The sequence below is a fragment of the Pseudomonas sp. FSL R10-0399 genome, from assembly GCF_009600165.1.
Taxonomy (GTDB): Bacteria; Pseudomonadota; Gammaproteobacteria; order Pseudomonadales; family Pseudomonadaceae; genus Aquipseudomonas; species Aquipseudomonas helleri.
This window is the reverse complement of record NZ_WIWK01000063.1, coordinates 1-25,244: the sequence shown is the minus strand read 5'-3', so window position 1 is coordinate 25,244 and position 25,244 is coordinate 1. Positions and strand designations below refer to the sequence as shown.

Genomic DNA, 25,244 nt, shown 5'->3' with positions numbered 1-25,244 from the left:
TGATGTTTAAAAGATCGCGAGGCAAGCTCGCTCCTACGGTTTTAGCTATCCGCCGTGTTGAACTGCAACGCTGCCAACCGCGCATACAGCGGGTTACTGGCTATCAATTGGGCATGTGTGCCCACCGCCACCAGCTTGCCCTGATCCATCACGGCAATGCGATCGGCATTCTGCACCGTCGCCAGTCGATGGGCGATCACCAGCGTGGTACGGCCTTTCATCAGGCTGGGCAACGCTTCCTGGATCAAGTGTTCACTTTGCGCATCCAGCGCGCTGGTGGCTTCGTCCAACAGTAAAATCGGCGCATCCACCAGCAGTGCCCGGGCAATCGCCAGGCGTTGCCGCTGCCCGCCCGACAACCCCTGACCGCCATCGCCCAAGTGGGTTTTATAGCCTTGGGGCATTTGCAGGATGAAGTCGTGGGCATGGGCAATACGCGCCGCCGCCTCGACCTGGGCATCTGTTGCCTGCGGGTTGCCATAGCGGATGTTGTCTTCGACCGTGCCAAAAAACAGCGCCGGGGTCTGCGATACCAGGGCAAAGCAGCGGCGCAAGTCGTGCGGATCAAGTTGCTGGACAGGTCGCCCTTCCAGCAGGATTTGCCCTTGCTGGGGGTCATAGAAACGCAACAGCAAGTCAAACAAGGTCGATTTACCGGCCCCGGACGGCCCGACCAAGGCCAGGGTTTCGCCTGCATTGATGGTCAGGCTCAGGCCCGCAATCGCGAAGCTTTCGGGACGCGACGGGTAAGAAAAATACACATCTTCGAGACGCACGTTGCCTTCAACCCGCTCTGGCAACACTTGCAAACCGCTGTCCGGTGCAACGATCTGGCTTTTGGACTGCAGCAGTTCGCTGATCCGCTCTGCCGCGCCTGCCGCCTGTTGCAGTTCGCCAATCACTTCACTCAGGGTGCCGACGGCACTGCCGACCACCAGGCTGTAGAACACAAACGCGGCCAGTTCACCGCCCGTGATACGCCCGGCAATAACATCCATGCCGCCCACCCAGAGCATGACGCCGACCGCGCCCAGCACCAGCGAGATCACCAGGGTGATCAGCCAGGCCCGTTGCAAGATACGTTTGCGCGCCGTGGCAAAGGCCCCTTCGACAGTTTGCGCAAAGCGCTGCTGGTCTTGTTGCTGATGGTTGTAGGCCTGGACGGTTTTAATCTGGGTCAGGGCCTCGGCCACGTAGCTACCAACATCGGCGATGCGGTCCTGGCTTTGGCGCGACAAGCTGCGCACGCGACGACCAAAGATCAAGATCGGTGACAACACCAAGGGCAAGGCGACCACGACGATGCTGGTGAGCTTGGGGTTGGTGATAAACAGCAGCACCACGCCGCCAATCACCATCAGGCTGTTGCGCAAAAACAACGACAGCGACGAACCGATCACCGATTGCAGCAATGTTGTGTCGGTGGTCAGCCGCGACTGGATTTCTGAACTGCGGTTGTTCTCGTAGAAACCGGGGTGCAAACCGATCAGGTGGTTGAAAACTTGTCGACGAATGTCAGCCACCACCCGCTCGCCAATCCACGACACCAGGTAGAAACGCACGAATGTGCCCACCGCCAAGCCCAGCACCAGCAGCAAAAACAACCCAATGGACTGGTTGAGCATGTGCGGTGATTGGGTCATAAAGCCTTTGTCGACGAGCAAACGAATGCCCTGCCCCATCGACAGCGTGATCCCCGCCGTGACGATCAGGGCCAGCAAGGCGCCGACCGCATGCCAGCGGTAAGGGGCTACAAAATGAATGACCAGACGAATGGCACGGCGCTGACGGGAAGAGAGCATGGGGGTGTTCCGCAAAGGGGGTCGAGTGTTGAAAGCCGCACACAGCCTACAACGAACCGGGGTAACACTTGGTAAACCTTTCTCAGTCGTTTTGAATATGACCGGGTGCCACAAGCCCTAGGCGTTAAAGTTCTAAAGTGAGGGTAGAAGTTTCGAAGTATTTCTGTTGGACTGGGTTCCGCGGCCAAGTGTGTAACAGCTTGGTCATTTAACGGATCTAAAGTAGCGCTACACCCTGATGAGGAGACAGGCCATGGAATCAATCAACACTCAAGCACTTCCGGTAATTCGCACCCACCAGCAACCGTCGTTGGGGTGTGCTTTTATCGACGCTGAAGGTAATGAAGTTCTCATCACTGAAGAGATGATTCAGAACGCCTGCCAAGAACTGGAACAGCGTTTGGTCAAGCCTGTAAACAAAGACTGAACCTGACAACACCTTACTTGCCCGCGATCTTTTAAAAGATCAAAAGATCGCGAGGCAAGCTCGCTCCTACACCCGTACTGCGCCCAGCGCTTTAACCATCTGCGTCAAACCCTGCGACTCACCCTCTATACGTACCTGTAGGCCTTCGATTTCGCGGCGGACCGGGTAGTGTTTGCGCAAGGCGTCAAACGCCAGCTTTTGCTCCTGAACCGTGCCCACCAGGCTGCGACGAAAGTCCGCATCGTCACGGCGCGGGTCGTAAACCCCACGGCATACCGTCGCCAGCGCCCAGGCCGTGTCGCTGTCAGCACTCAGTTCAACCTTGGCCAGCCAGGGCGCAGGCAGTAAGTCGGCCAGTTTGATAACCGCTTCCTGCCCCAGAAAATCGCAGAACGCCTGGTAAATCTGCGCCGTGCCCCGCTGCTTGCCGTCCAGGCTGTAACCGGCAATGTGCGGCGTTGCCAGTACACACAGGTCGGCCAGTTCGACATCAACTTGCGGCTCGGCTTCCCACACATCCAGTACCGCTTGCAGGTCTTCGCGCCGGGTCAGCACTTCACGCAGGGCGTTGTTGTCGATCACCGGGCCACGGCTGGCGTTGATCAGCCAGGTGCCGTGTTTGAGCTGGTTCAAACGCTTCTGGTCGAGCAAGTGCCAGGTCGCGTTCTCTGCGGATTTATCCAGAGGCGTGTGCAGGCTGATGACATCGCAGCGCTCGATGATCTGCTCAAGGCTGACGTAGTCACCGCCCTCTGCCGCCTGACGCGGCGGGTCGCACACCTGCACGTTGAAGCCCAGGCCCTTGAGCACATTGACCAGACGCCCGCCCACTTCACCGGCACCGACCACACCGTAGGTGCGCTGATTGAGGTTAGCGCCTTCGATTTCGGCCAGTGTCAGCAAGCTGCCGAGCACGTAGTCCACCACACCGCGGGCATTGCAGCCCGGTGCGCTGGACCATTGAATGCCCTCTTGATGAAAGTAATCGAGCGCAAGGTGATCGGTGCCGATGGTGCACGTACCGACAAAACGCACGGCGCTGCCTTCAAGCAGATCGCGGTCGACCTTGGTCACCGAACGCACCAGCAAGACATCTGCATCGTGCACATCGGCCCGGGTGATCTGACGCCCCGGCAAACGGCGTATTTCACCGAATTCAGCAAAGAACGCATCGACCAACGGAATATTTTCATCAGCAACAATCAGCATGGCAGGCTCCTTTCAAGGACTGGCAGTGTAGGCGTTGTCGGCACGTTTGGGCCGATCAATCCTGCTTTTTGCGGATCCAGTACAGGTACGTGCCCGCTTCTTCGGCCTGGCCGACCAGTTCGTGGTCCAAAAATACGCAGAACTTGGGAATGTCACGGCGGGTCGACGGGTCGGTCGCGATCACTTTCAGCAAGCCACCCGGCACCAGATCGCGAATGTGTTGGTGCAGCATCATCACCGGCTCTGGGCAGTTCAGACCGCTGGCGTCCAGAGTGCCGTCAAGCGGCAGGTCAGCAAAACTCATTGGTTACTCCTGAATCAGCGGGATTTAGGCTTTTTCACGTCCAGTCGACGCAAATGGCAAGTCACTTCTTCACGGTCGTGGTACAGCTGCTTGCAGCCGATTTCAACCTGGATACCGCGCGCCTTGAAGCCGTCGGCAATGCGGTCCAACAGGCGACGCACTTCGGCGTAGCGTTGTTTCATCGGCAATTTGAGGTTGACCACCGCCTCACGGCAATGCCCTTCGCCAATCCATTCTTCGAGCATCGCCGCATTGCGCGCAGGCTTCTCGACGATGTCGCAGACCATCCAGTCCACTGGTTGTTTGGGCTTGAAGGTAAAGCCATCAGCCATCAAGTGTTGCACCAACCCGGTGTCCATCAGGCTTTCAGCCATGGGGCCGTTGTCGATGGCGATCACCAGCATGCCGCGGTTGACCAGTTGCCAGGTCCAGCCGCCGGGGGCTGCGCCGAGGTCAACACCGGTCATGTCACTGTGCAAACGGTCATCCCATTGATCACGCGGAATGAAGTGGTGCCAGGCTTCTTCCAGCTTGAGGGTCGAGCGGCTCGGGGCTTCACGCGGGAACTTGAGACGCGGAATGCCCATCGGCCACATGGCCGAGTTGTTGGACTCGGCCAGGCCGAGGAACACTTCACGGCCACTTTTGAAGGTCAGCAGCAGACGCGGTTTGTCGTCGGCGTTTTCGACCAGCTTGCCCGCCTTGAGCAGCGCCTTGCGCAAATGCCCTTCGAACTTTTTGCAGAAGTTGGACAGCTCTTTGCCGTCGTTGGTATCGACCACTTCCAGCCACAGGCTGCCACACACCGGAAAATCGGCCATGTGTTCAAGGATGACGCTGATCCGGTCGGTTTCCGGTAGCTCGACAAAGCTGCCGCGAGCCCATTGGCGCGGGAAAATCAGCTCGGCAAAGCGCAGGCGCTGCATCAGGCGCTCAGCACCGCCTGCCTCGGTGCAGACAAACTCGGCACAGGCCGCGCTTGGCTTGGCCTTGGCGTAACCGGAGACATTAAGACGGGCGGCATGCTCGGCGATTTCCGAGCAGACTTCGCCTTCAAAACCGGGCCGGCAATGCATAAAAACGGTGTTCATTGATTTACTCCTGGGCAGCGGCAAGACATTAGACCGCTGCGCTACCTTGTCCTGAAACAAGGTCTGTCACGAAAAGGCGGGCATGATAACTGAGTTCGGAACCTTGAAGCCCTATAGACAGTCCAGTTATTAGCCAGATCACTGAATCAGGGCTAGGTTTGAAGCTCTGCTCACTGTTCTGTTCGTATCACACGATCCGTGCCGTGCGGATCAAAAGGAGTCATTTCATGTCCTCCCTCGATAGCCTGAAAACCCTTTCTACCTTAAAAGTCGACGATAAGACTTATCACTACTTCAGCCTGCCGCTCGCCGCCAAGACCCTGGGCGACCTGGGCAAGCTGCCGATGTCTCTTAAAGTGCTGCTGGAAAACCTGCTGCGCTGGGAAGACGGCAAGACCGTCACCGAACCCGACCTCAAGGCCCTTGCCGCCTGGCTCAAGGAACGCCGCAGCGACCGTGAAATCCAGTACCGCCCGGCACGGGTGTTGATGCAGGATTTTACCGGCGTACCGGCGGTGGTCGACCTGGCCGCCATGCGCGCCGCCATGGCCAAGGCCGGAGGCGACCCGCAGCGCATCAACCCGTTGTCACCGGTTGACCTGGTGATTGACCACTCGGTGATGGTCGACAAGTTCGGCAGCACCAGCGCCTTTGAGCAAAACGTCGACATCGAAATGGAACGCAACGGCGAACGCTATGCGTTTTTGCGCTGGGGCCAGGATGCCTTCGATAATTTCAGCGTGGTACCGCCCGGCACCGGGATTTGTCACCAGGTGAACCTTGAATACCTGGGCCGCACGGTCTGGACTAAAGACGAAGACGGCCGCACCTATGCCTTCCCCGATACCCTGGTAGGTACCGATTCGCACACCACCATGATCAACGGCCTTGGCGTTTTGGGCTGGGGCGTGGGCGGGATTGAAGCCGAAGCCGCCATGCTCGGCCAGCCCGTGTCGATGCTGATCCCTGAAGTGGTGGGTTTCAAACTTAGTGGCAAGCTTAAAGAAGGCATCACCGCCACTGACCTGGTGCTGACGGTCACGCAAATGCTGCGCAGCAAGGGCGTAGTCGGCAAGTTCGTCGAGTTTTATGGAGATGGCCTGGCCGATTTGCCCCTGGCAGACCGTGCCACCATTGCCAACATGGCTCCGGAATACGGCGCTACGTGCGGGTTTTTCCCGGTGGATGAGATCACCCTCGATTACCTGCGTTTATCCGGTCGCCCGGACGCCACGGTCAAGCTGGTCGAGGCTTACTGCAAAGCCCAAGGCCTGTGGCGCGAAGCGGGCCAAGAGCCGATTTTTACCGATACTCTGGCGCTCGACATGGGCACCGTCGAGGCCAGCCTGGCCGGACCAAAACGCCCGCAAGACCGGGTCGCCCTGCCCAACGTGGCGCAAGCTTTCAGCGACTTCTTGAGCCTGCAGTTCAAACCGGCCAGTAAAGAAGAAGGCCGCCTTGAAAGTGAAGGCGGTGGCGGGGTAGCCGTGGGCAGCGCAGAGTCGGTTGGCGAGGCGGATTACAGCCTCGATGGCAAAACCTGGCGCCTGAAAAACGGTGCCGTGGTGATTGCCGCCATTACCTCGTGCACCAACACCTCCAACCCCAGCGTGATGATGGCTGCCGGGTTGGTGGCGAAAAAAGCCGTGGAAAAAGGCCTGAAAAGCCAGCCTTGGGTGAAAACCTCATTGGCCCCCGGCTCCAAAGTAGTTACCGACTACTACAAGGCCGCTGGCCTTACCCCGTACCTCGATCAGTTAGGTTTTGACCTGGTGGGTTATGGCTGTACCACTTGTATTGGCAACTCCGGGCCGCTGCCCGATCCCATTGAAAAAGCCATCACCCAAGCGGACCTGACCGTGGCATCTGTGCTGTCGGGCAACCGTAACTTTGAAGGCCGCGTACACCCGCTGGTCAAAACCAACTGGCTGGCCTCGCCGCCGCTGGTGGTGGCCTATGCATTGGCCGGTACGGTGCGTATCGATATCAGCAGCGAGCCACTAGGCGTGAGCAAAGACGGCCAGCCTGTGTACCTGCGCGATATCTGGCCGAGCCAGAAAGAAATCGCCGACGCCGTGGCGCAAGTCAGCACCGGCATGTTCCACAAGGAATACGCCGAAGTGTTTGCCGGTGACGAGCAATGGCAAGCCATCGAAGTGCCGCAGGCGGCGACATATGTCTGGCAAGACAGCTCGACGTACATCCAGCACCCGCCGTTCTTTGATGACATTGACGGGCCATTGCCGGTCATCGAAGACGTCAAGGGTGCGAACATTCTGGCGCTGCTGGGGGATTCGGTGACCACCGACCACATCTCCCCTGCCGGCAATATCAAGGCCGACAGCCCGGCCGGGCGCTACCTGCGCGAGAAAGGCGTCGAGCCCAAGGACTTCAACTCCTACGGTTCGCGACGCGGTAACCATGAAGTGATGATGCGTGGCACCTTCGCCAACATCCGTATTCGCAACGAAATGCTCGGCGGTGAAGAAGGAGGCAACACCCTGTACATCCCGACCGGCGAAAAACTGGCGATCTACGACGCGGCCATGCGTTATCAGGCCTCGGGTACGCCGCTGGTGGTGATTGCCGGTCAGGAATACGGCACCGGCTCAAGCCGCGACTGGGCGGCAAAGGGCACTAATCTGCTGGGCGTCAAAGCGGTGATTGCCGAGAGTTTTGAGCGTATCCACCGCTCCAATTTGGTGGGTATGGGCGTGTTGCCCTTGCAGTTCAAGCTGGACCAGAACCGCAAGAGCCTGAAGCTCACCGGCAAAGAGACCCTGGACATCCTCGGGCTGACTGGGGCCGACATTCAACCGCGAATGAACCTGACCCTGGTGATCACCCGTGAAGACGGCCAGCAGGAAAAGGTCCAGGTCCTGTGCCGGATCGACACCCTGAATGAAGTGGAATACTTCAAGGCGGGCGGGATCTTGCACTACGTGCTGCGTCAATTGATTGCTTCGTAATAGCCAAACCTGTGGGAGCGGGCTTGCTCGCGATGGTATCGACGCGGTCTAACAGAAAAACCGCATTGCCTGCATCGCGAGCAAGCCCGCTCCCACACCTCCATGTTCACAACATTTGCTTCATGCCGAATCGTTATACTCGTGCGCCTTTCTCCCCCCTAGGATTCGCATGATCGCCCTGCCCTGGCCTTATCTCGCCCTCTTGACCCTCGGCTACGGCATTGCCCTGAGCTATGGCCAATTAGGCGTTCAAGCTGTTATTGCCCTGGCCGCCCTGGTGGTGAGCGGGTTTGCTGCCCATCAAACCCAACGTTCATGGCTGCGCTATGCCGGACACGCTGTATTTGTGCTGCTGGCCCTGGCTTTGGCCCTGCATTGGCTGCCCGGTTTTCACAACGGCCGTGCCATCAGCCCCGAGCGGCTGACCCCGGATGCCGTGCCCTTTTCGATGTACCTGAATCTGGACAAACCCCTGATCGGCTTTTGGCTACTGCTGGTTTGCCCGTGGATAGCACCGCGCTTTAACTGGCGTGCGTCAGTGGGCGCCGCATTGATGGGGCTGGTGCTGGCCGCCATGGCCGCGCTGGGTGGCGCGCTGTTGCTCGGCATCGTGGCCTGGGCGCCGAAGTGGCCCAGCCAGGGCTGGATTTGGCTATTGAATAACTTGCTGCTGGTGACGCTGGTCGAAGAAGCGCTGTTTCGCGGCTATTTGCAGGGCGGGTTGAGTCGCTGGTTCAAGCAACTACCGTACGGGCAAACCCTGGCCTTGGTCATTGCCTCGCTGTTGTTCGGCCTGGCGCATATCGGTGCCGGTTGGCAGTGGGTACTTTTGGCCGGCATTGCCGGACTTTGCTACGGCCTGGCCTACCGCTTTGGCGGGTTAAGTGCGGCGATTGCCACGCACTTTGGTCTTAACGTGCTGCACTTGGCGTTCTTCACCTACCCGATGCTGGCGCCTTAAGCTCGCCCCAAGACTGCGACAGCGTTGATGCACGCTGTTGCAGCAGAAATATTAATTAAACAATTCGTTGCGCGTGCCGAAAGCCTATCAAAGTCTTGCGGATTGAAACGACATGCGTAACAACCAGCCCATCACCCAGCGCGAACGCACATTCCCCGCGCAGCAACGGTTGATTTCCACTACCGATACCAAAGGCGTGATCACCTACTGCAACGACGACTTCGTCGACATCAGCGGGTTTTCGCGTGATGAGCTGGTGCGCGCACCGCATAACCTTGTGCGCCATCCGGATGTGCCTTCGGCGGTGTTCGAACATATGTGGAGCACCCTGAAAAAGGGCATGCCGTGGATGGGCATCGTCAAAAACCGCTGCAAGTCCGGCGATCATTACTGGGTGAATGCGTATGTGACCCCGGTGTTTGAGAACGAACGCGTGGTGGGTTACGAGTCGGTGCGGGTCAAGCCGACGGCCGAGCAGATCCGCCGCGCCGAAGCCTTGTACCAGCGTATTAATCGCGGCAAGCCCGCCGTACCGCGCCGCGACAAGTGGCTGCCGGTGCTGCAGGACTGGTTGCCGTTCATTCTGGTCAGCCAACTGAGTTTTGTTATTGGTGCGCTGTTCAACTCCAGCTGGGGTTTTGCCTTGGCCGCCCTGTTGTCGATTCCGTTGGGGCTGCTGGGCCTGACCTGGCAGCAACGCGGCATCAAGCGCTTGCTGCGCCTGGCCGAACAGACCACTTCTGACCCTCTAATTGCCCAGATGTACACCGACAGCCGTGGCCCGCAAGCGCGTCTGGAAATGTCCATCCTGAGCCAGGAAGCGCGCCTTAAAACCTGCCTGACCCGTCTGCAAGACACCGCCGAGCACCTTAGCGAGCAGGCCCGTCAGTCGGATGCGCTGGCGCACAAGAGCTCCACCGGGCTGGAGCGCCAGCGGGTTGAAACCGAGCAGGTTGCCACCGCCGTTAACCAGATGGCCGCGACGACCCAAGAGGTCGCCAGCCATGTGCAGCGCACTGCCGATGCCACGCAAGAAGCCAATCGCCTGACCAGCCGCGGCCGCGACATTGCCGGTGAAACCCGCGAGGCCATTGAGCGCCTGTCGGTGGTCGTCGGTGAAACCGGCGCGACGGTGACCCAACTGGCGAAAGACAGTGACGAGATCGGCGGCGTCGTTGATGTGATCAAGGGCATTGCCGACCAGACCAACCTGTTGGCCTTGAACGCAGCCATTGAAGCGGCACGTGCCGGTGAAATGGGCCGGGGTTTTGCTGTTGTGGCCGATGAAGTACGCCAACTGGCGCAACGCACCAGCACCTCGACCGGCCAGATTCACGGCTTGATTGCCAAGCTGCAACAAACCGCCGCCACAGCCGTACAAACCATGGACGCCGGGCATCGTCAGGCACAAGAAGGCGTGGCACGGGTGCTGGAAGCCGACGCGGCACTGATCGGGATCAGCGAAGCGGTGGCCAATATCACCGATATGACCACCCAAATTGCCGCCGCCACCGAAGAGCAAAGTGCCGTGGCCGAAGAAGTCAGCCGTAACATCAGCACCATTGCCGACCTTGCCGACCAAACCTCGGAGCAAGCGCAGCATACCGCCCTGCTCAGTGAAGAACTGGCGCAAACCGTGAATATTCAATATTCGCTGGTGGAGCGGTTTAACCGCTGAAACTAAAAAGCCAGAGCGTTCGCTCTGGCTTTTTTTTAATCATGCTTCAGTCAAATGCGTATCGCACCCCGACATTGGCCCCCCAAGGTTGCTCAATACCTTGGCCGTTCATGTAGTCGAAGTCTGCGTGCAATTGCAGGTTACTGGACAACGACAGCGCCAGACCGGCCCCCAACTCAGCACGGGTGCCGTACAGATCATTGTTGAAGCGATGCCCGTTGACCTCGACGTCATTGTCTCGGGCAAACTCTTGAGCCAGTGCGACTTTGATATAAGGGCTTAGCCATTGATTACGATGTTCAAGGGTCATGCCCACTTTACCGAGCAGGGAGTGGGTGGCCGCGTTATCGGCCTTCAGCTCTGAGTCCAGACTGAACGACTTTCCTTGCACTGCCACCGCAGACACCTGAGCGAAAGGCTCGATGAACAGGTGTTCGGTGAGCTGGATCTGCCGACCGGCTTCCAGCGAAGCACCCAGCCCATAGTTGCGGTAGCTGCCTTTGGCCTTGCTGAAATCGCTCATCAAGACGTCCGCGCGATTCTGGAACTGGTTGAGCTTAAGCACGCCATCCACGTAATAACCGTTGTTGTTCATCCAGGTCCCGTAAGTCCCGACATAAAAACTGTCGACAGTGCCTGAGGAACCGCGTGACTGAGACAGGTCAGATTTGCTGTAACCGCCGAGCAACCCCACCAGCAGCACACCGTCAGTGAGAGCCAGCGGCGCGTCCACGCCCAGCGAAAAACCGCTCTGCTGTTGCTCAAAGCCCAGGCCATCGCGACCTGCAACCCGGTACTGGTTACCGTAGCTGCGCATCCAGGCACCGCCCTGCCCGCTGCTTCTGACCTCGCCTATACGGCTGCGCAAGGTACTCATCTCGCCATACCAGACGGTCGGTGCACTGTTAAACAGCGCCTGCACACTGCGAGTGGCCGGGCTTACCTCACGGTCTTCGCCGGTCAAAAACCAATCGTCGCCCTGACGCTCCAGCCCATACGAATAAGCCCCAAGGTCGACACGCTCGCCCAGCACGCTGAACTGCGCATCACCGCCACCGGTGTGAACCACCTGCAAAGGATCAAAGCCGGATTCAGGCTCGGCACCGCTGTTCTGAATGCTCAACACATGATTGCCCGTCGCCTGGCCTTCTATGTTGAGAAAATCGACTTGCTGGTTGTCCATGTCCAGCTTCAGCCCAAAGGAGCCATTGCCGGACAACTCCCCCATGGATAGCTGATGAAACCCCTCAGCTTTGGCAAAGTCGATGCTCCCGCCATTGAGCACCAAGGACTCGACATTGCTGTCACCCATAATGTCCCAGCCGACGCCTGCATCAAGTTGCAGGTTTTTGACGTCGCTCATCTGCCCGGTAAAACGTGTTCCATTCTGCAAACGTACATTCACCAGGCCGCCCTCAGGGATGGTCAGGTTGCCGTGCAAATAGCTGCCATCGACGACAAGGTCCAGCACGCTGTCAGACTGCACGTCGAGCAATTCGCCCCGACCATTGCCAGCAGACAGCGTGGAACCATTACTGACCGTGATGGTTGCCTGTGCGCCGCCTTCAACTTTGATGGCCGGCCCCTCAACACTGCCGATATAAGCGTTATCGATGGCCACTGTGTTGCCTTGCCCACTGATGTTGATCGCTGCAGAGGTTTGCGATTGAATCGAGCCACCGTTGACAGCCAGAGTGCCACCGCTCAGTTGCGCACCAACCGCACCGGCGCCATTGGCTTTAACGTGGGAATTGTTGAGTTCTACCCGGCCGCCGGATCGGGTCACAACGCCTGCTGAACCTTCGCCAAAGGTTTCAATGGAACTGTCGTTCAGTGTCACCAGGCTGCTGTTGCCGATAGAAACGACACCATGGGACTCTCGGCCACGGGTAACAATCGACGAGTCTTGGCTCAATTCAATCGAAGCACCGCTGTCAGCACCTGCACCGGAGGATTCATCCCCTTCAGTGACAATTGAACTGCCTTGCAAATCAATGACTGCACCACTGTGCCCTTCAACACCCAACGAGCGGTAGCCTTCAGTGCGGATCTGCAGATTGGCCGCTTCCACGGAACTGAGCTGCCACCCCAAAATCCCTGCGCTGTGGTCTCCTGTGGTGGTGACGCTGCCGCCGCCCAGTTGGATAGCCCCGTCACTGAACGCATAAATACCGGCAGCGGAATTGCCGGAGGTAACAACGGTGACTTTCTCCACATCGGCTACGGCACCACCGCCTACGCGCAGGCCCGTGGCGCCTTCACCTGAAGTCTCGATCTGAAGCTCCCCGGTGGAGTGGAATGTGCTGCCCTGACCGTGAACCAGCACACCGTAAGCGTCTTTACCAGACGTTGCGACAGCCATGTCAGCGGACTTGATTTTTCCGCCACTGGAGGCATGCATTCCATACACGCCAGCGCTGACTGTTTCGATCTTGCGATCACTGACACTGACTTCTTCTCCGTCCCGGGCTGACACCTGGTCCTCATCAGCAGCGAATGCCTGAACACTTGAGAACAACAATGTCTGACTGATCGCTATGGCAAGAATGGACTGACGCGGGAAAAGGAACTGGGACATGAGGATTGTTTTCTCTTTTGTTGAGTTCTCGTACGGAGCTCAACGACATTGCCGAGCGCACCTACGTACAAGGGCGCCAAGAATGAAAATAATCGTCAGAACAAAACATCGGGAATTTCCTTGATTGCTGTAGGACTACACGCCTCAAGCATGTAGAGAAGCTCAAACACGCTGTCGCAAAATTCACTCGCCCGGCGTCAAACCATCATCTTCTTTTAAGCCATCCTGCAAGGCTATCCGCGGCCCGTTCCAAGTGTTGCTCATGAGTGAACCCTGAAACCTTGAGCGGCTTGAGGTCGTGGTCGGCGGCGGCCAGCCACACCAGTTCGAGCGTCGGCGCCAATGGGTAAGTTTCAACGGTCAGCCGATTACCCAGCGCGTCGCGCTCGCCCTGCACAATCAGGGTCGGAGTGTGCAGTGCAGCCAGATGCGCGACCCGAGGTTTTTCCGGCTTGCCCACGGCATAGAACGGGTAACCCAGGCACACCAGCCGATCAACGCCCAGCTCATCAGCCACCAGGCTGGCCATGCGTCCGCCCATGGACTTGCCACCGATGGCTAATGGCCCAGTGACATGCCGTCGCACCTCGCTGTAAACCTCACGCCAGCTTTCCAGCAATTTAGCCTGTGGATTGGGCGGCCTTTTGCCGCCATCCAGGCGCCGTTGCGCCATGTACGGGAACTCGAAGCGCAGCACGTTGATCCCGCGTGCAGCAAGGCGTTCAGCCATGCCGGTCATCCAGTCACTGTCCATTGGCGCACCTGCGCCGTGAGCCAGGATCAAGGTTGGCGATAAGGGTGTTTTTGCAGCGTTCCATAGCCAGCCCCGCGCCTGCAGGCACTTCGCCCATTGATCCTCGTCAATACCCACTTTGCTGCCTACGCCCATGCTTGCCTCGCTTTTAGTCTGCCTATAACTCCAGGCGTGCGTTGAACTCGCCTGATCCGTGGATGGGGAACCATGAACACTTCTATCAGTACCGCCTACAACTATAAGGTGGTCCGCCAATTTTCCATTATGACGGTGGTTTGGGGCATCGTCGGTATGGGGCTCGGCGTCTTGCTCGCCGCGCAATTGGTCTGGCCCGAACTTAACTTCGATTTGCCCTGGACCAGCTTTGGGCGGTTGCGCCCGCTGCACACCAACGCGGTGATCTTCGCCTTTGGCGGTTGCGCCTTATTTGCGTCCTCGTTCTACTCGGTGCAACGCACCTGCCAAACCACGCTGTTCGCGCCCAAAATCGCTGCCTTTACCTTTTGGGGCTGGCAACTGGTGATTCTGCTGGCGGCCATCAGCTTGCCACTGGGTTACACCAGTTCCAAGGAATACGCTGAACTGGAATGGCCGATCGACATTTTGATCACCATTGTCTGGGTCGCCTACGCCATCGTGTTCTTTGGCACGATCATGAAGCGCAAGACCAAGCACATTTATGTGGGCAACTGGTTCTTCGGCGCGTTTATCGTGACCGTGGCGATTTTGCACATCGTTAACAACCTGGAGATTCCGGTCAGTTTCACCAAGTCCTACTCGCTGTACGGTGGCGCCACTGACGCCATGGTGCAGTGGTGGTACGGCCACAACGCCGTGGGCTTTTTCCTGACAGCGGGCTTTTTGGGGATGATGTATTACTTCGTGCCCAAGCAGGCCGAACGCCCGATCTATTCCTATCGCCTGTCCATCGTGCACTTCTGGGCGCTGATCACCCTGTACATCTGGGCCGGTCCGCACCACTTGCACTACACCGCATTGCCGGACTGGGCGCAGTCGCTGGGCATGGTGATGTCGCTGATTCTGCTGGCACCAAGCTGGGGCGGGATGATCAACGGCATGATGACGCTCTCGGGGGCCTGGCATAAGTTGCGCAGCGACCCGATCCTGCGCTTTTTGGTGGTGTCGCTGGCGTTCTACGGCATGTCGACCTTCGAAGGCCCGATGATGGCCATCAAGACCGTCAACGCCCTCTCCCACTACACCGACTGGACCATCGGCCACGTACACGCCGGCGCGCTGGGCTGGGTCGCGATGATTTCCATCGGCGCGATGTACCACATGATCCCTAAAGTCTTCGGCCGCCCGCAGATGTACAGCATCGGCCTGATCAACGCGCACTTCTGGCTGGCGACCATCGGCACCGTGCTGTACATCGCTTCGATGTGGGTCAACGGCATCGCCCAGGGCCTGATGTGGCGCGCGGTCAATGCCGACGGCACGCTGACGTACTCCTTCGTCGAAACCCTGGTGGCCAGCCATCCGGGCTACGTCGTGCGGTTGATAGGCGGGGCGATTTTCCTGAGTGGCATGTTGCTGATGGCTTACAACACGTGGCGCACGGTGCGTAATGCCGAGCCCGCTGAAGTTGTCGCCGCTGCGCAGATGGCCTGAGGAGTCCGCCATGAAACACGAAATCATTGAAAAAAATATCGGCCTGATGCTCTTGCTGATGATTCTGTGCGTGAGCGTCGGTGGTCTGACGCAGATCGTCCCGCTGTTTTTCGAAGACGTGACCAACACCCCGGTAGAGGGCATGAAGCCCTACACCGCGTTGCAACTCGAAGGCCGCGACGTGTACATCCGCGAAGGCTGCGTGGGCTGCCACTCGCAGATGATTCGCCCGTTCCGCGCCGAGACCGAGCGTTATGGCCACTACTCGGTAGCCGGTGAAAGCGTTTGGGATCACCCGTTCCTGTGGGGCTCCAAGCGTACCGGGCCAGACCTGGCCCGAGTGGGCGGGCGTTACTCGGATGACTGGCACCGCGCGCACTTGTACAACCCGCGCAACGTCGTGCCTGAATCGAAAATGCCGGCCTACCCATGGCTGGTGTCAACGCCCGTAGACAGCAGCCATACCGAGAAAAAACTCGAAGTGATGCGCACGCTGGGTGTGCCTTACACCGACGAAGACATCGCCAATGCCAAGCAGTCGGTCAAGGGTAAAACCGAAATGGACGCGCTGGTCGCCTACCTGCAAGTGCTCGGCACTGCCATCAAGAGCAAGAGGTGAGCCATGGTGTTTGACATGAGTAGTGGAATGATTCGCGGGCTGGGCACTGTGGTGGTTGCAGTGGCTTTTATCGGTCTGGCGCTGTGGGTGTTCAGCCCGCGGCGCAAGGCAGAGTTCGACGATGCAACCTTGCTGCCGTTCAAGGACGACCCCGAGGCCATCAAACACGTCGAGCAAGAGCAAGCGTCCAGGAGTAAAAAGAATGTCTGAGTTCTGGAGTATTTACGTCAGCGTGCTGACCATTGGCACGCTGATCGGTCTGACCTGGCTGTTGTTCGGTACGCGCAAGGGCGAGAAAAAAAGCGAAACCACCGAAACCATGGGCCACAGTTTCGATGGCATCGAAGAGTACGACAACCCGCTGCCACGCTGGTGGTTCATGCTGTTCATCGGCACGCTGGTGTTCGGGGTCGGCTATTTGATCCTTTACCCTGGCCTGGGCAACTGGAAAGGCCTGCTGCCAGGTTACGAGGATGGCTGGACCGGCGTTCACGAGTGGGAAAAGGAGATGAACAAGGCCGATGCCAAATTCGGTCCCATTTTCGCCAAGTACGCGGCCATGCCGGTGCAGCAAGTGGCGCAAGACCCGGCAGCCCTGAAAATGGGTGGCCGCCTGTTTGCCTCCAACTGCTCGGTGTGCCACGGCTCGGACGCCAAGGGCGCGTTTGGCTTTCCCAACCTGACGGACGCGTCCTGGCGCTGGGGCGGGGATGCCGACACCATCAAGGCGACGATCATGGGCGGACGCATCGGCATGATGCCGGCCTGGGGCGAGGTGCTGGGCGAGGAAGGCGTGAAGAACGTCTCGGCTTATGTTCGCCACGACTTGGCGGGGTTACCGCTACCCAAAGGCGCCGCGTTCAATCTGGAGGCCGGCAAGCAGGCGTACGCCACCACCTGCGTGGCGTGCCACGGGCCTGAAGGCAAAGGCAACCCGCTACTGGGCGCACCGGACCTGACGGCACCGACAGCCTTTATTTACGGCACCAGCCTGGCGCAATTGCAGCAAACCATTCGCCATGGTCGCCAAGGCCATATGCCCGCGCAAAACGAATTGCTGGGCAACGACAAAGTGCAATTGGTCGCAGCCTACGTCTACAGCTTGTCCCATGGCACGGCAGAGGAGAAAACCGCCGAGTAACCCCTCGTCTTTACAGGAGCGACGGCGAGTCGCCCCTGTAAAGATGTATACACTTCTGTGAACAATATCTGGACATTCCTCGCCGCCTCTTTTACTTTCTCCCCCAGAGTCACCTCGCCAAATCCCTTCACGATAGCCTTCCACAGGGCGTTTTTTAACGGCCATTTTGACCTTGCTTAGCCTGTGGAAAAGCCGGAAAACAAGCGCTGAAGGGCATTGACCGAGGGCTGGCTTCGTTGCAATAGCCCTATGCTTTATCCATACTTGCGACCGTTTTTGCCTCTAATAACTATAAAACCGTGGAACCTTGCGATGAGCACAGCAATCAATCCGACTGCTTATAACTATAAGGTCGTCCGCCAGTTCGCCATCATGACGGTGGTCTGGGGGATCCTTGGCATGGGACTCGGGGTTTTTATCGCGTCACAACTTGTGTGGCCCGAACTTAACCTGGGTCTTGAATGGACAACCTTCGGTCGTCTGCGCCCCCTGCACACCAACCTTGTGATTTTTGCCTTCGGTGGCTGCGCCTTGTTTGGTACGTCTTACTACGTGGTGCAACGTACCTGCCAGACACGGCTGATTTCCGACAGCCTGGCCTCGTTCACCTTCTGGGGCTGGCAAGCCGTCATCCTCGGCGCAATCATCACCCTGCCGCTGGGCTACACCACCACCAAGGAATACGCCGAACTGGAATGGCCGTTGGCTATCCTGCTGGCCATCGTCTGGGTGGTCTACGGCATTGTTTTTTTCGGCACCATTACCCGGCGTAAAACCAAACACATCTATGTGGGCAACTGGTTCTATGGCGCGTTTATCGTGGTCACGGCGATGTTGCACATCGTCAACCACGCGTCTCTGCCGGTGAGCTTTTTCAAGTCTTACTCGGCGTATGCGGGTGCGACCGACGCCATGATCCAGTGGTGGTACGGCCATAACGCGGTCGGATTTTTCCTGACGACCGGCTTTTTGGGGATGATGTATTACTTCGTGCCCAAGCAGGCCGAACGCCCGATTTACTCCTATCGCCTGTCCATCGTGCACTTCTGGGCCTTGATCACCCTGTATATCTGGGCCGGCCCGCACCACTTGCACTACACCGCATTGCCGGACTGGGCGCAGTCGCTGGGCATGGCCATGTCAATCATTCTGCTAGCACCGAGCTGGGGCGGCATGATCAACGGCATGATGACCCTCTCGGGCGCCTGGCATAAATTGCGCACCGACCCGATCCTGCGCTTTTTGGTGGTGTCTTTGGCGTTCTACGGCATGTCGACCTTTGAAGGCCCGATGATGGCCATCAAGACCGTCAACGCCCTCTCCCACTACACCGACTGGACCATCGGCCACGTACACGCCGGGGCACTGGGCTGGGTCGCGATGATTTCCATCGGCTCGATGTACCACATGATCCCGCGCCTCTATGGCCAAAAGCAGATGTACAGCGTTGGCCTGATCAACGTCCACTTCTGGCTGGCGACCATCGGCACCGTGCTGTACATCGCCTCGATGTGGGTCAACGGCATCACCCAGGGCCTGATGTGGCGCGCCATCAATGACGACGGCACGCTGACCTATTCGTTCGTTGAATCGCTACAAGCCAGCCACCCCGGCTTTATTGTCCGCGCCATCGGCGGGGCCATTTTCGCCAGCGGCATGCTGTTTATGGCCTACAACGTGTGGCGCACCATTCGCGCCTCGAACCCGGCAGAAGCTGAAGCCGCAAGCACGATTGCAGTCGCGGGGGCCCACTGATGATCAAGCACGACAGTATTGAAAAGAACATCGGCCTGATGGCCTTCTTCATGGTCATCGCCGTGAGCATCGGTGGCCTGACACAAATCGTTCCGCTGTTTTTCCAGGACGTGACCAACAACCCGGTCGAGGGCATGAAGCCGCGCAACGCGCTGGAGCTTGAAGGCCGCGACGTCTACATCGCCAACGGCTGCGTAGGCTGCCACTCGCAGATGATCCGCCCGTTCCGCGCCGAAACCGAGCGTTATGGCCACTATTCGGTGGCCGGTGAAAGCGTGTGGGATCACCCCTTCCTGTGGGGCTCCAAACGCACCGGCCCGGACCTTGCCCGCGTGGGCGGGCGTTACTCTGATGACTGGCACCGCGCGCACTTGTACAACCCGCGCAACGTGGTGCCGGAGTCGATCATGCCGGCTTACCCCTTCCTGGTTGAGCGCAAGCTGGACGGCAAGGAAACAGCCAAGAAGATGGAAGTCTTGCGCACCTTGGGCGTGCCTTACACCGATGCAGACATTGCCGGTGCCAAGGATGCCGTGAAGGGCAAGACAGAAATGGACGCACTGGTGGCTTACCTCCAGGGCTTGGGCACACTCATCAAGAGCAAACGGTGATCTGAATGGATATCGGGATGATTCGTGGCCTGGGCACCTTGCTGGTGATGGTGGCTTTTATCGGTTTGGCCTTGTGGGTGTTCAGCCCCAAGCGCAAGTCCGAGTTTGACGACGCAACGATGTTGCCGTTCAAGGACGACCCCGAAGCCATCAAGCACGTTGAGCAAGAACAAGCGTCCAGGAGTAAAAAATAAATGACCGAGTTCTGGAGTCTGTACGTCACCGTCCTCACCCTGGGAACCATCTTCGCCCTGACCTGGCTGCTGTTTGCCACACGCAAAGGCCAACGCAGCGAGCAGACCGATGAAAAAGTCGGCCACGCCTACGACGGCATCGAAGAGTACGACAACCCCCTGCCCCGCTGGTGGTTCATGCTGTTTGTCGGCACCATCATCTTTGCCTTGGGCTATTTGGTGCTGTACCCGGGTTTGGGTAACTGGCGAGGCCTGCTACCGGGCTATGAGTACCTGGACACCAAAGATAAAACCCCTTTTGCCAATGGCCAGACTGGCTGGACGGGCGTGCATGAATGGGAAAAGGAAATGGCCAAATCGGATGCCCGCTTTGGACCGATTTTCGCCAAGTTCGCCGCTATGCCCATCGAAGAAGTGGCCAAAGACCCGCAAGCACTGAAAATGGGCGGCCGCCTGTTTGCCTCCAACTGCTCGGTGTGCCACGGCTCTGATGCCAAGGGCGCTTATGGCTTTCCGAACCTGACCGATGCCGACTGGCGCTGGGGCGGCACGCCAACCGACATTAAGAACAGCATCATGGCGGGGCGTCATGCGGTGATGCCGGGTTGGGGCGAAATCATCGGCGAGCAAGGTGTCAGTGACGTGGCAGCGTACGTGCTAACCAGTCTTGACGGGCGCAAATTGCCGGACACGGCAAAGGCCGACCCACTCAAGGGCCAGGCCATCTACGCCACCAACTGCGCGGTCTGCCACGGCCCGGAAGGCAAAGGCAACCCGTTGATGGGCGCCCCCAACCTGACCCACCCCGGCGCGTTTATCTACGGCTCAAGCTTTGCCCAGTTGCAGCAAACCATCCGCTACGGCCGTCAGGGCCAGATGCCTGCCCAGGCCGAGATGCAAGGTAACGACAAGGTCCACCTGCTGGCCGCCTACGTGTACAGCCTGTCGCACCCTGATGAGGCCAAGGCTGCGGAGTAAACCCGCTGCCTCGGCACGACACAAAATAGCCCCCGCCAGCGCAGGTTGGCGGCGGCGTTTTGTTTCATCGTATTTTTGAGATGGTTAGCTTGCGCTTTAAGTAGTAACGTTACTACATTCGTTTTTTGGGGAGGAACCACTCCATGACCATCACCACCATTTCAAGCCGCGAATTCAATCAAGACACAAGCGGTGCCAAAAAAGCGTCACAACAAGGGCCTGTTTACATCACCGACCGTGGCCGCCCCGCCCATGTACTGCTATGCATGGAGGAGTACCAAAGACTGACCGGCCAAAACACCAGCATCGTCGACCTGCTCGTCATGCCCGACACACCACCGGTTGAATTCGAACCCGAACGCGCAATCATCGCGCCGCGCCCAGTGGACCTCTAATGTTCCTGCTCGATACCAACGTGGTTTCAGAACTTCGCAAACCCCAGGCACACCCTGCCGTGGTGGCTTGGGCCGGCAGCATACCGGCTTACAAACTGTATATTTCGGCCATTACCCTGCTTGAAATTGAAACCGGCATTTTGCGGCTGGAACGCCAGGACCCCAGACAGGCCGCGCCGTTGCGCAACTGGCTTGAGGCGCACGTGGTACCGGCATTTGCCGGGCGCGTACTGTCCATTGACGGCACCGTAGCCAGGCGCTGCGCGCGCCTGCATGTACCTGACCGCAGCAATGAGTGCGATGCCCTGATCGCCGCGACAGCCCTGGTCCATGGCATGACTATCGTGACCCGCAATACCCAGGATTTTGCGTTGAGCGGAGCCCCTTTACTCAACCCATGGGAGCCCTGATTCACAGTTTTGACACCGTAGTCAGCGGCTTAAGTCAATTGATCCACGTCATGACTAAGCGCAACTCCTATACCAAGTTTCAGATTTTCGGAACGCGACCAAAGGTCGCACCCTTGCGCTAGAGTCTCAGGGGTATCATTGCGCCATTGCAACACCTTCTGACCGCGGTTGGCACGTACTGGCCGTGGCACTTCACTGCCGTGGTAAGCCCTTATGAGCGATAAGATCCCAGTCCAAAACGTCACACCGCCTGCCTCAAAAAACACTGAAAGCATCGACCTTTACGCGGCGCGAGAAAAAATCTACACCCGCGCTTTCCACGGGTTTTTCCGCAATGTGCGCATGGTCGGTGGTGCCCTGCTGTTCTTGCTGTATTTCGGCACCGTCTGGCTCAATTGGGGCGGACATCAAGCCGTGTGGTGGAACCTGCCTGAACGCAAATTCTTTATTTTTGGCGCCACCTTCTGGCCACAGGATTTCATCCTGCTCTCGGGCCTGCTGATCATTGCGGCCTTCGGCCTGTTTTTTATTACCGTGTACGCAGGCCGCGTATGGTGCGGTTACACCTGCCCGCAAAGCGTCTGGACCTGGGTGTTCATGTGGTGCGAAAAAATCACCGAAGGTGATCGCAACCAGCGCATCAAGCTCGACAAGGCACCGATGAGCGCCAACAAGTTTGTGCGCAAATTCAGCAAGCACACGCTGTGGCTGCTAATTGGATTTGTCACCGGCCTGACCTTTGTTGGCTACTTTGCCCCGATCCGTGAACTGGTGGTGGATTTCTTCACCGGCCAGGCCGATGGCTGGGCTTACTTCTGGGTAGGCTTTTTCACCCTCGCCACGTACGGCAACGCGGGTTGGCTGCGTGAGCAAGTGTGCATTTACATGTGCCCGTACGCGCGTTTCCAGAGCGTGATGTTCGACAAGGACACGCTGATTGTTTCGTACGATCCACGTCGTGGCGAAGTGCGCGGCCCGCGCAAAAAAGACAGCGACTACAAGGCCCAGGGCCTCGGTGACTGTATCGACTGCACGATGTGCGTTCAGGTCTGCCCCACCGGCATCGACATTCGTGACGGCTTGCAGATTGAATGCATTGGCTGCGCAGCCTGTATCGACGCCTGCGACGACATCATGGACAAGATGCACTACCCGCGCGGCTTGATCAGCTACACCACTGAGCACAACCTGTCGGGCCAGAAAACCCACACCCTGCGCCCGCGCCTGATTGGCTATGCCCTGGTGCTGCTGACCATGATGGGCCTGCTGGCGGCTGCTTTCTTCACGCGCTCGCTGGTGGGCTTCGACGTCAGCAAAGACCGCGTGCTGTATCGCGAAAATGCCGAGGGCCGGATCGAAAACGTGTACAGCCTGAAGATCATGAACAAGGACCAGCACGACCATACCTACGTGCTGCAAGCCAGCGGTTTGCCAGACTTGCAGCTGCAAGGCAAACGCGAAATCAGCGTCGCGGCAGGCGATATTATCAGCCTGCCGGTCGAGTTGTCGGTTGACCCGGAACAACTGCCGTCCAGCACCAACGAGGTGTATTTCATTCTTCAAGATGCCGACAACAACGACATCACTGTTAAAGCCAAGAGCCGATTCATCGGCCCTCATATTCGTTAAGAGAAACTGTCCATGCCCGCAGCAAACGCCTACAGCCCTTGGTACAAACACATTTGGCCATGGATCATCATTGCCATTCTCACCTGCTCGGTGACGCTGACCCTGTCGATGGTGACCATTGCGGTGAAGAACCCGGACAACCTGGTTAACGACAATTACTACGAGGCGGGCAAGGGCATAAACCGCTCGCTGGACCGCGAACTGCTGGGGCAAGCCCTGCAACTGAAGGCCAAGCTGCGGCTGGACGAGTTGTCCGGCGAAGTGGTGCTGCTGCTCGAAGGCAACAGCCAGCCGAAAACCCTGGAGCTGAACCTGATTTCGCCGACCCAGCCTGAAAAGGACCGCGGCCTTATCCTGGTCCAAAGCCCGTCAGCGCCTGGGCGCTATACCGGCCAACTGGATGACAAGGTGGAAGGTCGGCGTTTTGTGGAGTTGTTGGGAGTGGAAGATGGCAAAACCTGGCGCCTGTTTGAAGAAGAGCTGGTTGACCATGACAAAGACCTGATGCTGGGCGACGAGCCGATTCCAGGCGCGGAAGGCCACAAGCTGTAAAAGGTATTACCCATGACCACTCCCACGCCTTGCTACCACTGCGCCCTGCCCGTTCCGCCCGGCAGCCGCTTTACCGCCGATGTTCTGGGCCAGAGCCGTGAATTCTGCTGCCCGGGCTGTCAGGCGGTGGCGCAGGCCATCGTGGCCGGCGGGCTGGATCACTACTATCAGCACCGCAGCGAGGCCTCGGCCAACCCGCAGGCGTTACCGGTGCAGCTGGCCGAAGAGCTGGCCCTGTATGACCGCCCCGATGTGCAAAAACCGTTTGTTCGCCATGAGGGTGAGCAGGCTGAAACCACGCTGCTGATCGAGGGCATCAGTTGCGCCGCCTGTGGCTGGCTGATCGAGAAACACCTGCTGCACCTGCCCGCCATCAGTGAGGCGCGGCTGAACTTGTCCAACCACCGCTTGCACATCCGCTGGGCAGACAGCCAGTTGCCCTTGAGTGAGGTGTTGAGCGAGTTGCGCCATATCGGCTACGCCGCCCACCCATATCAAGCCGATAAAGCGGCAGAGCAATTGGCCAGCGAAAACCGCCTGGCCTTGCGCCAGTTGGGAGTGGCCGGCCTACTGTGGTTTCAGGCGATGATGGCAACCATGGCCACTTGGCCCGAATTCAATATCGACCTCAGCCCCGAGATGCACACCATCCTGCGCTGGGTCGCGCTGTTTCTGACCACGCCCATCGTGTTTTACAGCTGCGCGCCGTTTTTCAAAGGCGCAATACGTGACCTGCGCACTCGCCACCTGACCATGGATGTCTCGGTATCGCTGGCCATTGGCGGTGCCTATGTGGCCGGTATCTGGACCGCGATCACCGGCGATGGCGAGCTGTACTTCGATGCAGTCGGCATGTTTGCCCTGTTCTTGCTGGCCGGGCGCTACCTGGAACGCCGCGCCCGCGAACGCACGGCGGCGGCCACCGCGCAACTGGTCAACGTGTTACCCGCTTCGTGCTTGCGCCTGGGCGAAGACGGCCAAAGCGAACGCATTCTGCTGAACGAGCTGAAGGTCGCTGACAAGGTACTGGTCCACCCCGGCGCCGTGCTCCCGGCCGACGGCAAGATTCTCGACGGCCAATCGAGCATTGATGAATCCTTGCTGACCGGCGAGTACCTGCCGCAGCCGCGCACCGTGGGCGATGCGGTGACCGCTGGGACCTTGAACGTCGAGGGCGCGCTGACGGTGCAGGTGCTGGCTCTGGGCCAGGACACGCGCCTGTCAGCCATCGTGCGTTTATTGGAGCGCGCCCAAAGCGAAAAGCCACGGCTGGCCGAAATTGCCGACAAGGCTGCGCAATGGTTCCTGCTGTTCTCTTTGATTGCGGCAGTAGCGATTGGCCTGCTGTGGTGGCAGCTCGACCCGTCGCGAGCGTTCTGGATCGTGCTGGCGATGCTGGTGGCGACCTGCCCTTGCGCGCTGTCGCTGGCCACCCCGACCGCCTTGACCGCCGCCACCGGCACCTTGCACAAGCTGGGCTTGCTGCTCACTCGCGGACACGTGCTCGAAGGGCTGAATCAAATCGACACGGTGATTTTCGACAAAACGGGCACCC

Annotated in this window: 23 protein-coding genes; 17 read left to right on the top strand and 6 right to left on the bottom strand. The window is 58.7% G+C overall.

The window, feature by feature from the left end; genetic code table 11:
* Positions 1 to 41: 41 nt before the first annotated feature.
* Positions 42 to 1,802, bottom strand: a complete 1,761-nt coding sequence (locus tag GHO41_RS17655; protein WP_048368842.1) for an ABC transporter transmembrane domain-containing protein — start codon at positions 1,800 to 1,802, stop codon at positions 42 to 44.
* A 253-nt stretch (positions 1,803 to 2,055) separates the two neighbouring features.
* On the opposite strand from GHO41_RS17655, the gene GHO41_RS29855 reads away from it, so the two are divergent.
* Complete coding sequence (locus GHO41_RS29855) at positions 2,056 to 2,229, top strand: PA1571 family protein (protein ID WP_048368841.1); 174 nt, start codon at positions 2,056 to 2,058, stop codon at positions 2,227 to 2,229.
* A gap of 66 nt (positions 2,230 to 2,295) precedes the next feature.
* Here GHO41_RS29855 and pdxB read toward each other — a convergent pair whose 3' ends face one another.
* From pdxB to rlmM, 3 genes are read right to left on the bottom strand one after another with little or no spacing between them, the layout of a single operon-like run.
* A complete protein-coding gene (pdxB, locus tag GHO41_RS17650) occupies positions 2,296 to 3,438 on the bottom strand; it encodes a 4-phosphoerythronate dehydrogenase PdxB (protein WP_153434250.1) in 1,143 nt (380 codons plus the stop codon).
* A 55-nt stretch (positions 3,439 to 3,493) separates the two neighbouring features.
* Entirely contained in the window at positions 3,494 to 3,742 is a 249-nt protein-coding gene (tusA, locus tag GHO41_RS17645; RefSeq protein ID WP_048368839.1) for a sulfurtransferase TusA, read from the bottom strand.
* Positions 3,743 to 3,756: 14 nt separating this feature from the next.
* Entirely contained in the window at positions 3,757 to 4,833 is a 1,077-nt protein-coding gene (rlmM, locus tag GHO41_RS17640; RefSeq protein WP_153326648.1) for a 23S rRNA (cytidine(2498)-2'-O)-methyltransferase RlmM, read from the bottom strand.
* A 227-nt stretch (positions 4,834 to 5,060) separates the two neighbouring features.
* Here rlmM and acnA point away from each other — a divergent pair, with 227 nt between their 5' ends.
* From acnA to GHO41_RS17625, 3 genes are all read left to right on the top strand, one after another.
* Entirely contained in the window at positions 5,061 to 7,802 is a 2,742-nt protein-coding gene (gene acnA / locus GHO41_RS17635; protein WP_153434249.1) for an aconitate hydratase AcnA, read from the top strand.
* Positions 7,803 to 7,971: 169 nt separating this feature from the next.
* On the top strand, positions 7,972 to 8,763 hold the full coding sequence (locus tag GHO41_RS17630) for a CPBP family intramembrane glutamic endopeptidase (protein ID WP_153434248.1): 792 nt from the start codon (positions 7,972 to 7,974) through the stop codon (positions 8,761 to 8,763).
* 112 nt (positions 8,764 to 8,875) lie between these two features.
* Positions 8,876 to 10,441: a PAS domain-containing methyl-accepting chemotaxis protein gene (locus GHO41_RS17625; RefSeq protein ID WP_153434247.1), complete on the top strand. Its 1,566-nt coding sequence runs from the start codon at positions 8,876 to 8,878 to the stop codon at positions 10,439 to 10,441.
* 46 nt (positions 10,442 to 10,487) lie between these two features.
* Here GHO41_RS17625 and GHO41_RS17620 read toward each other — a convergent pair whose 3' ends face one another.
* Positions 10,488 to 13,019: an autotransporter outer membrane beta-barrel domain-containing protein gene (locus GHO41_RS17620; protein WP_218580263.1), complete on the bottom strand. Its 2,532-nt coding sequence runs from the start codon at positions 13,017 to 13,019 to the stop codon at positions 10,488 to 10,490.
* A gap of 205 nt (positions 13,020 to 13,224) precedes the next feature.
* The gene (locus tag GHO41_RS17615) at positions 13,225 to 13,908 is read right to left on the bottom strand and encodes an alpha/beta family hydrolase (RefSeq protein ID WP_153326644.1); all 684 of its coding nucleotides are present in this window, start codon (positions 13,906 to 13,908) and stop codon (positions 13,225 to 13,227) included.
* Positions 13,909 to 13,980: 72 nt separating this feature from the next.
* On the opposite strand from GHO41_RS17615, the gene ccoN (GHO41_RS17610) reads away from it, so the two are divergent.
* From ccoN (GHO41_RS17610) to GHO41_RS17550, 13 genes are all read left to right on the top strand, one after another.
* A complete protein-coding gene (gene ccoN, locus GHO41_RS17610; protein WP_048368833.1) occupies positions 13,981 to 15,405 on the top strand; it encodes a cytochrome-c oxidase, cbb3-type subunit I in 1,425 nt (474 codons plus the stop codon).
* 10 nt (positions 15,406 to 15,415) lie between these two features.
* Positions 15,416 to 16,024, top strand: coding sequence for a cytochrome-c oxidase, cbb3-type subunit II (ccoO, locus tag GHO41_RS17605; protein ID WP_048368832.1), 609 nt, complete (start codon positions 15,416 to 15,418; stop codon positions 16,022 to 16,024).
* A 15-nt stretch (positions 16,025 to 16,039) separates the two neighbouring features.
* The gene (locus tag GHO41_RS17600) at positions 16,040 to 16,234 is read left to right on the top strand and encodes a CcoQ/FixQ family Cbb3-type cytochrome c oxidase assembly chaperone (protein ID WP_048369081.1); all 195 of its coding nucleotides are present in this window, start codon (positions 16,040 to 16,042) and stop codon (positions 16,232 to 16,234) included.
* Positions 16,227 to 17,165 (top strand): cytochrome-c oxidase, cbb3-type subunit III, encoded by a 939-nt coding sequence (gene ccoP / locus GHO41_RS17595; protein ID WP_153326643.1) that lies wholly within the window; start codon positions 16,227 to 16,229, stop codon positions 17,163 to 17,165. Before GHO41_RS17600 ends, ccoP (GHO41_RS17595) begins: the two co-directional genes overlap by 8 nt.
* Before the next feature lie 312 nt (positions 17,166 to 17,477).
* On the top strand, positions 17,478 to 18,920 hold the full coding sequence (gene ccoN / locus GHO41_RS17590; protein ID WP_048368830.1) for a cytochrome-c oxidase, cbb3-type subunit I: 1,443 nt from the start codon (positions 17,478 to 17,480) through the stop codon (positions 18,918 to 18,920).
* A gap of 2 nt (positions 18,921 to 18,922) precedes the next feature.
* A complete protein-coding gene (gene ccoO, locus GHO41_RS17585; protein WP_048369080.1) occupies positions 18,923 to 19,531 on the top strand; it encodes a cytochrome-c oxidase, cbb3-type subunit II in 609 nt (202 codons plus the stop codon).
* Between the two features lie 5 nt (positions 19,532 to 19,536).
* The gene (locus tag GHO41_RS17580) at positions 19,537 to 19,725 is read left to right on the top strand and encodes a cbb3-type cytochrome c oxidase subunit 3 (RefSeq protein WP_153326642.1); all 189 of its coding nucleotides are present in this window, start codon (positions 19,537 to 19,539) and stop codon (positions 19,723 to 19,725) included.
* Positions 19,726 to 20,703: a cytochrome-c oxidase, cbb3-type subunit III gene (gene ccoP, locus GHO41_RS17575; protein ID WP_153434246.1), complete on the top strand. Its 978-nt coding sequence runs from the start codon at positions 19,726 to 19,728 to the stop codon at positions 20,701 to 20,703. It abuts the gene before it with no gap.
* A gap of 143 nt (positions 20,704 to 20,846) precedes the next feature.
* Complete coding sequence (locus tag GHO41_RS17570; RefSeq protein ID WP_048368827.1) at positions 20,847 to 21,098, top strand: type II toxin-antitoxin system prevent-host-death family antitoxin; 252 nt, start codon at positions 20,847 to 20,849, stop codon at positions 21,096 to 21,098.
* Positions 21,098 to 21,508, top strand: a complete 411-nt coding sequence (locus GHO41_RS17565) for a type II toxin-antitoxin system VapC family toxin (protein ID WP_048368826.1) — start codon at positions 21,098 to 21,100, stop codon at positions 21,506 to 21,508. The genes GHO41_RS17570 and GHO41_RS17565 overlap by 1 nt, the downstream gene beginning before the upstream one ends.
* Before the next feature lie 213 nt (positions 21,509 to 21,721).
* On the top strand, positions 21,722 to 23,137 hold the full coding sequence (ccoG, locus tag GHO41_RS17560) for a cytochrome c oxidase accessory protein CcoG (protein ID WP_153434245.1): 1,416 nt from the start codon (positions 21,722 to 21,724) through the stop codon (positions 23,135 to 23,137).
* A gap of 12 nt (positions 23,138 to 23,149) precedes the next feature.
* Positions 23,150 to 23,689 carry a FixH family protein gene (locus tag GHO41_RS17555; protein WP_153434244.1) on the top strand — a complete coding sequence of 180 codons (540 nt, stop codon included), beginning with the start codon at positions 23,150 to 23,152 and terminating at the stop codon, positions 23,687 to 23,689.
* Positions 23,690 to 23,701: 12 nt separating this feature from the next.
* A partial coding sequence (locus GHO41_RS17550; RefSeq protein ID WP_153434243.1) for a heavy metal translocating P-type ATPase occupies positions 23,702 to 25,244 on the top strand: 1,543 nt, incomplete at its 3' end.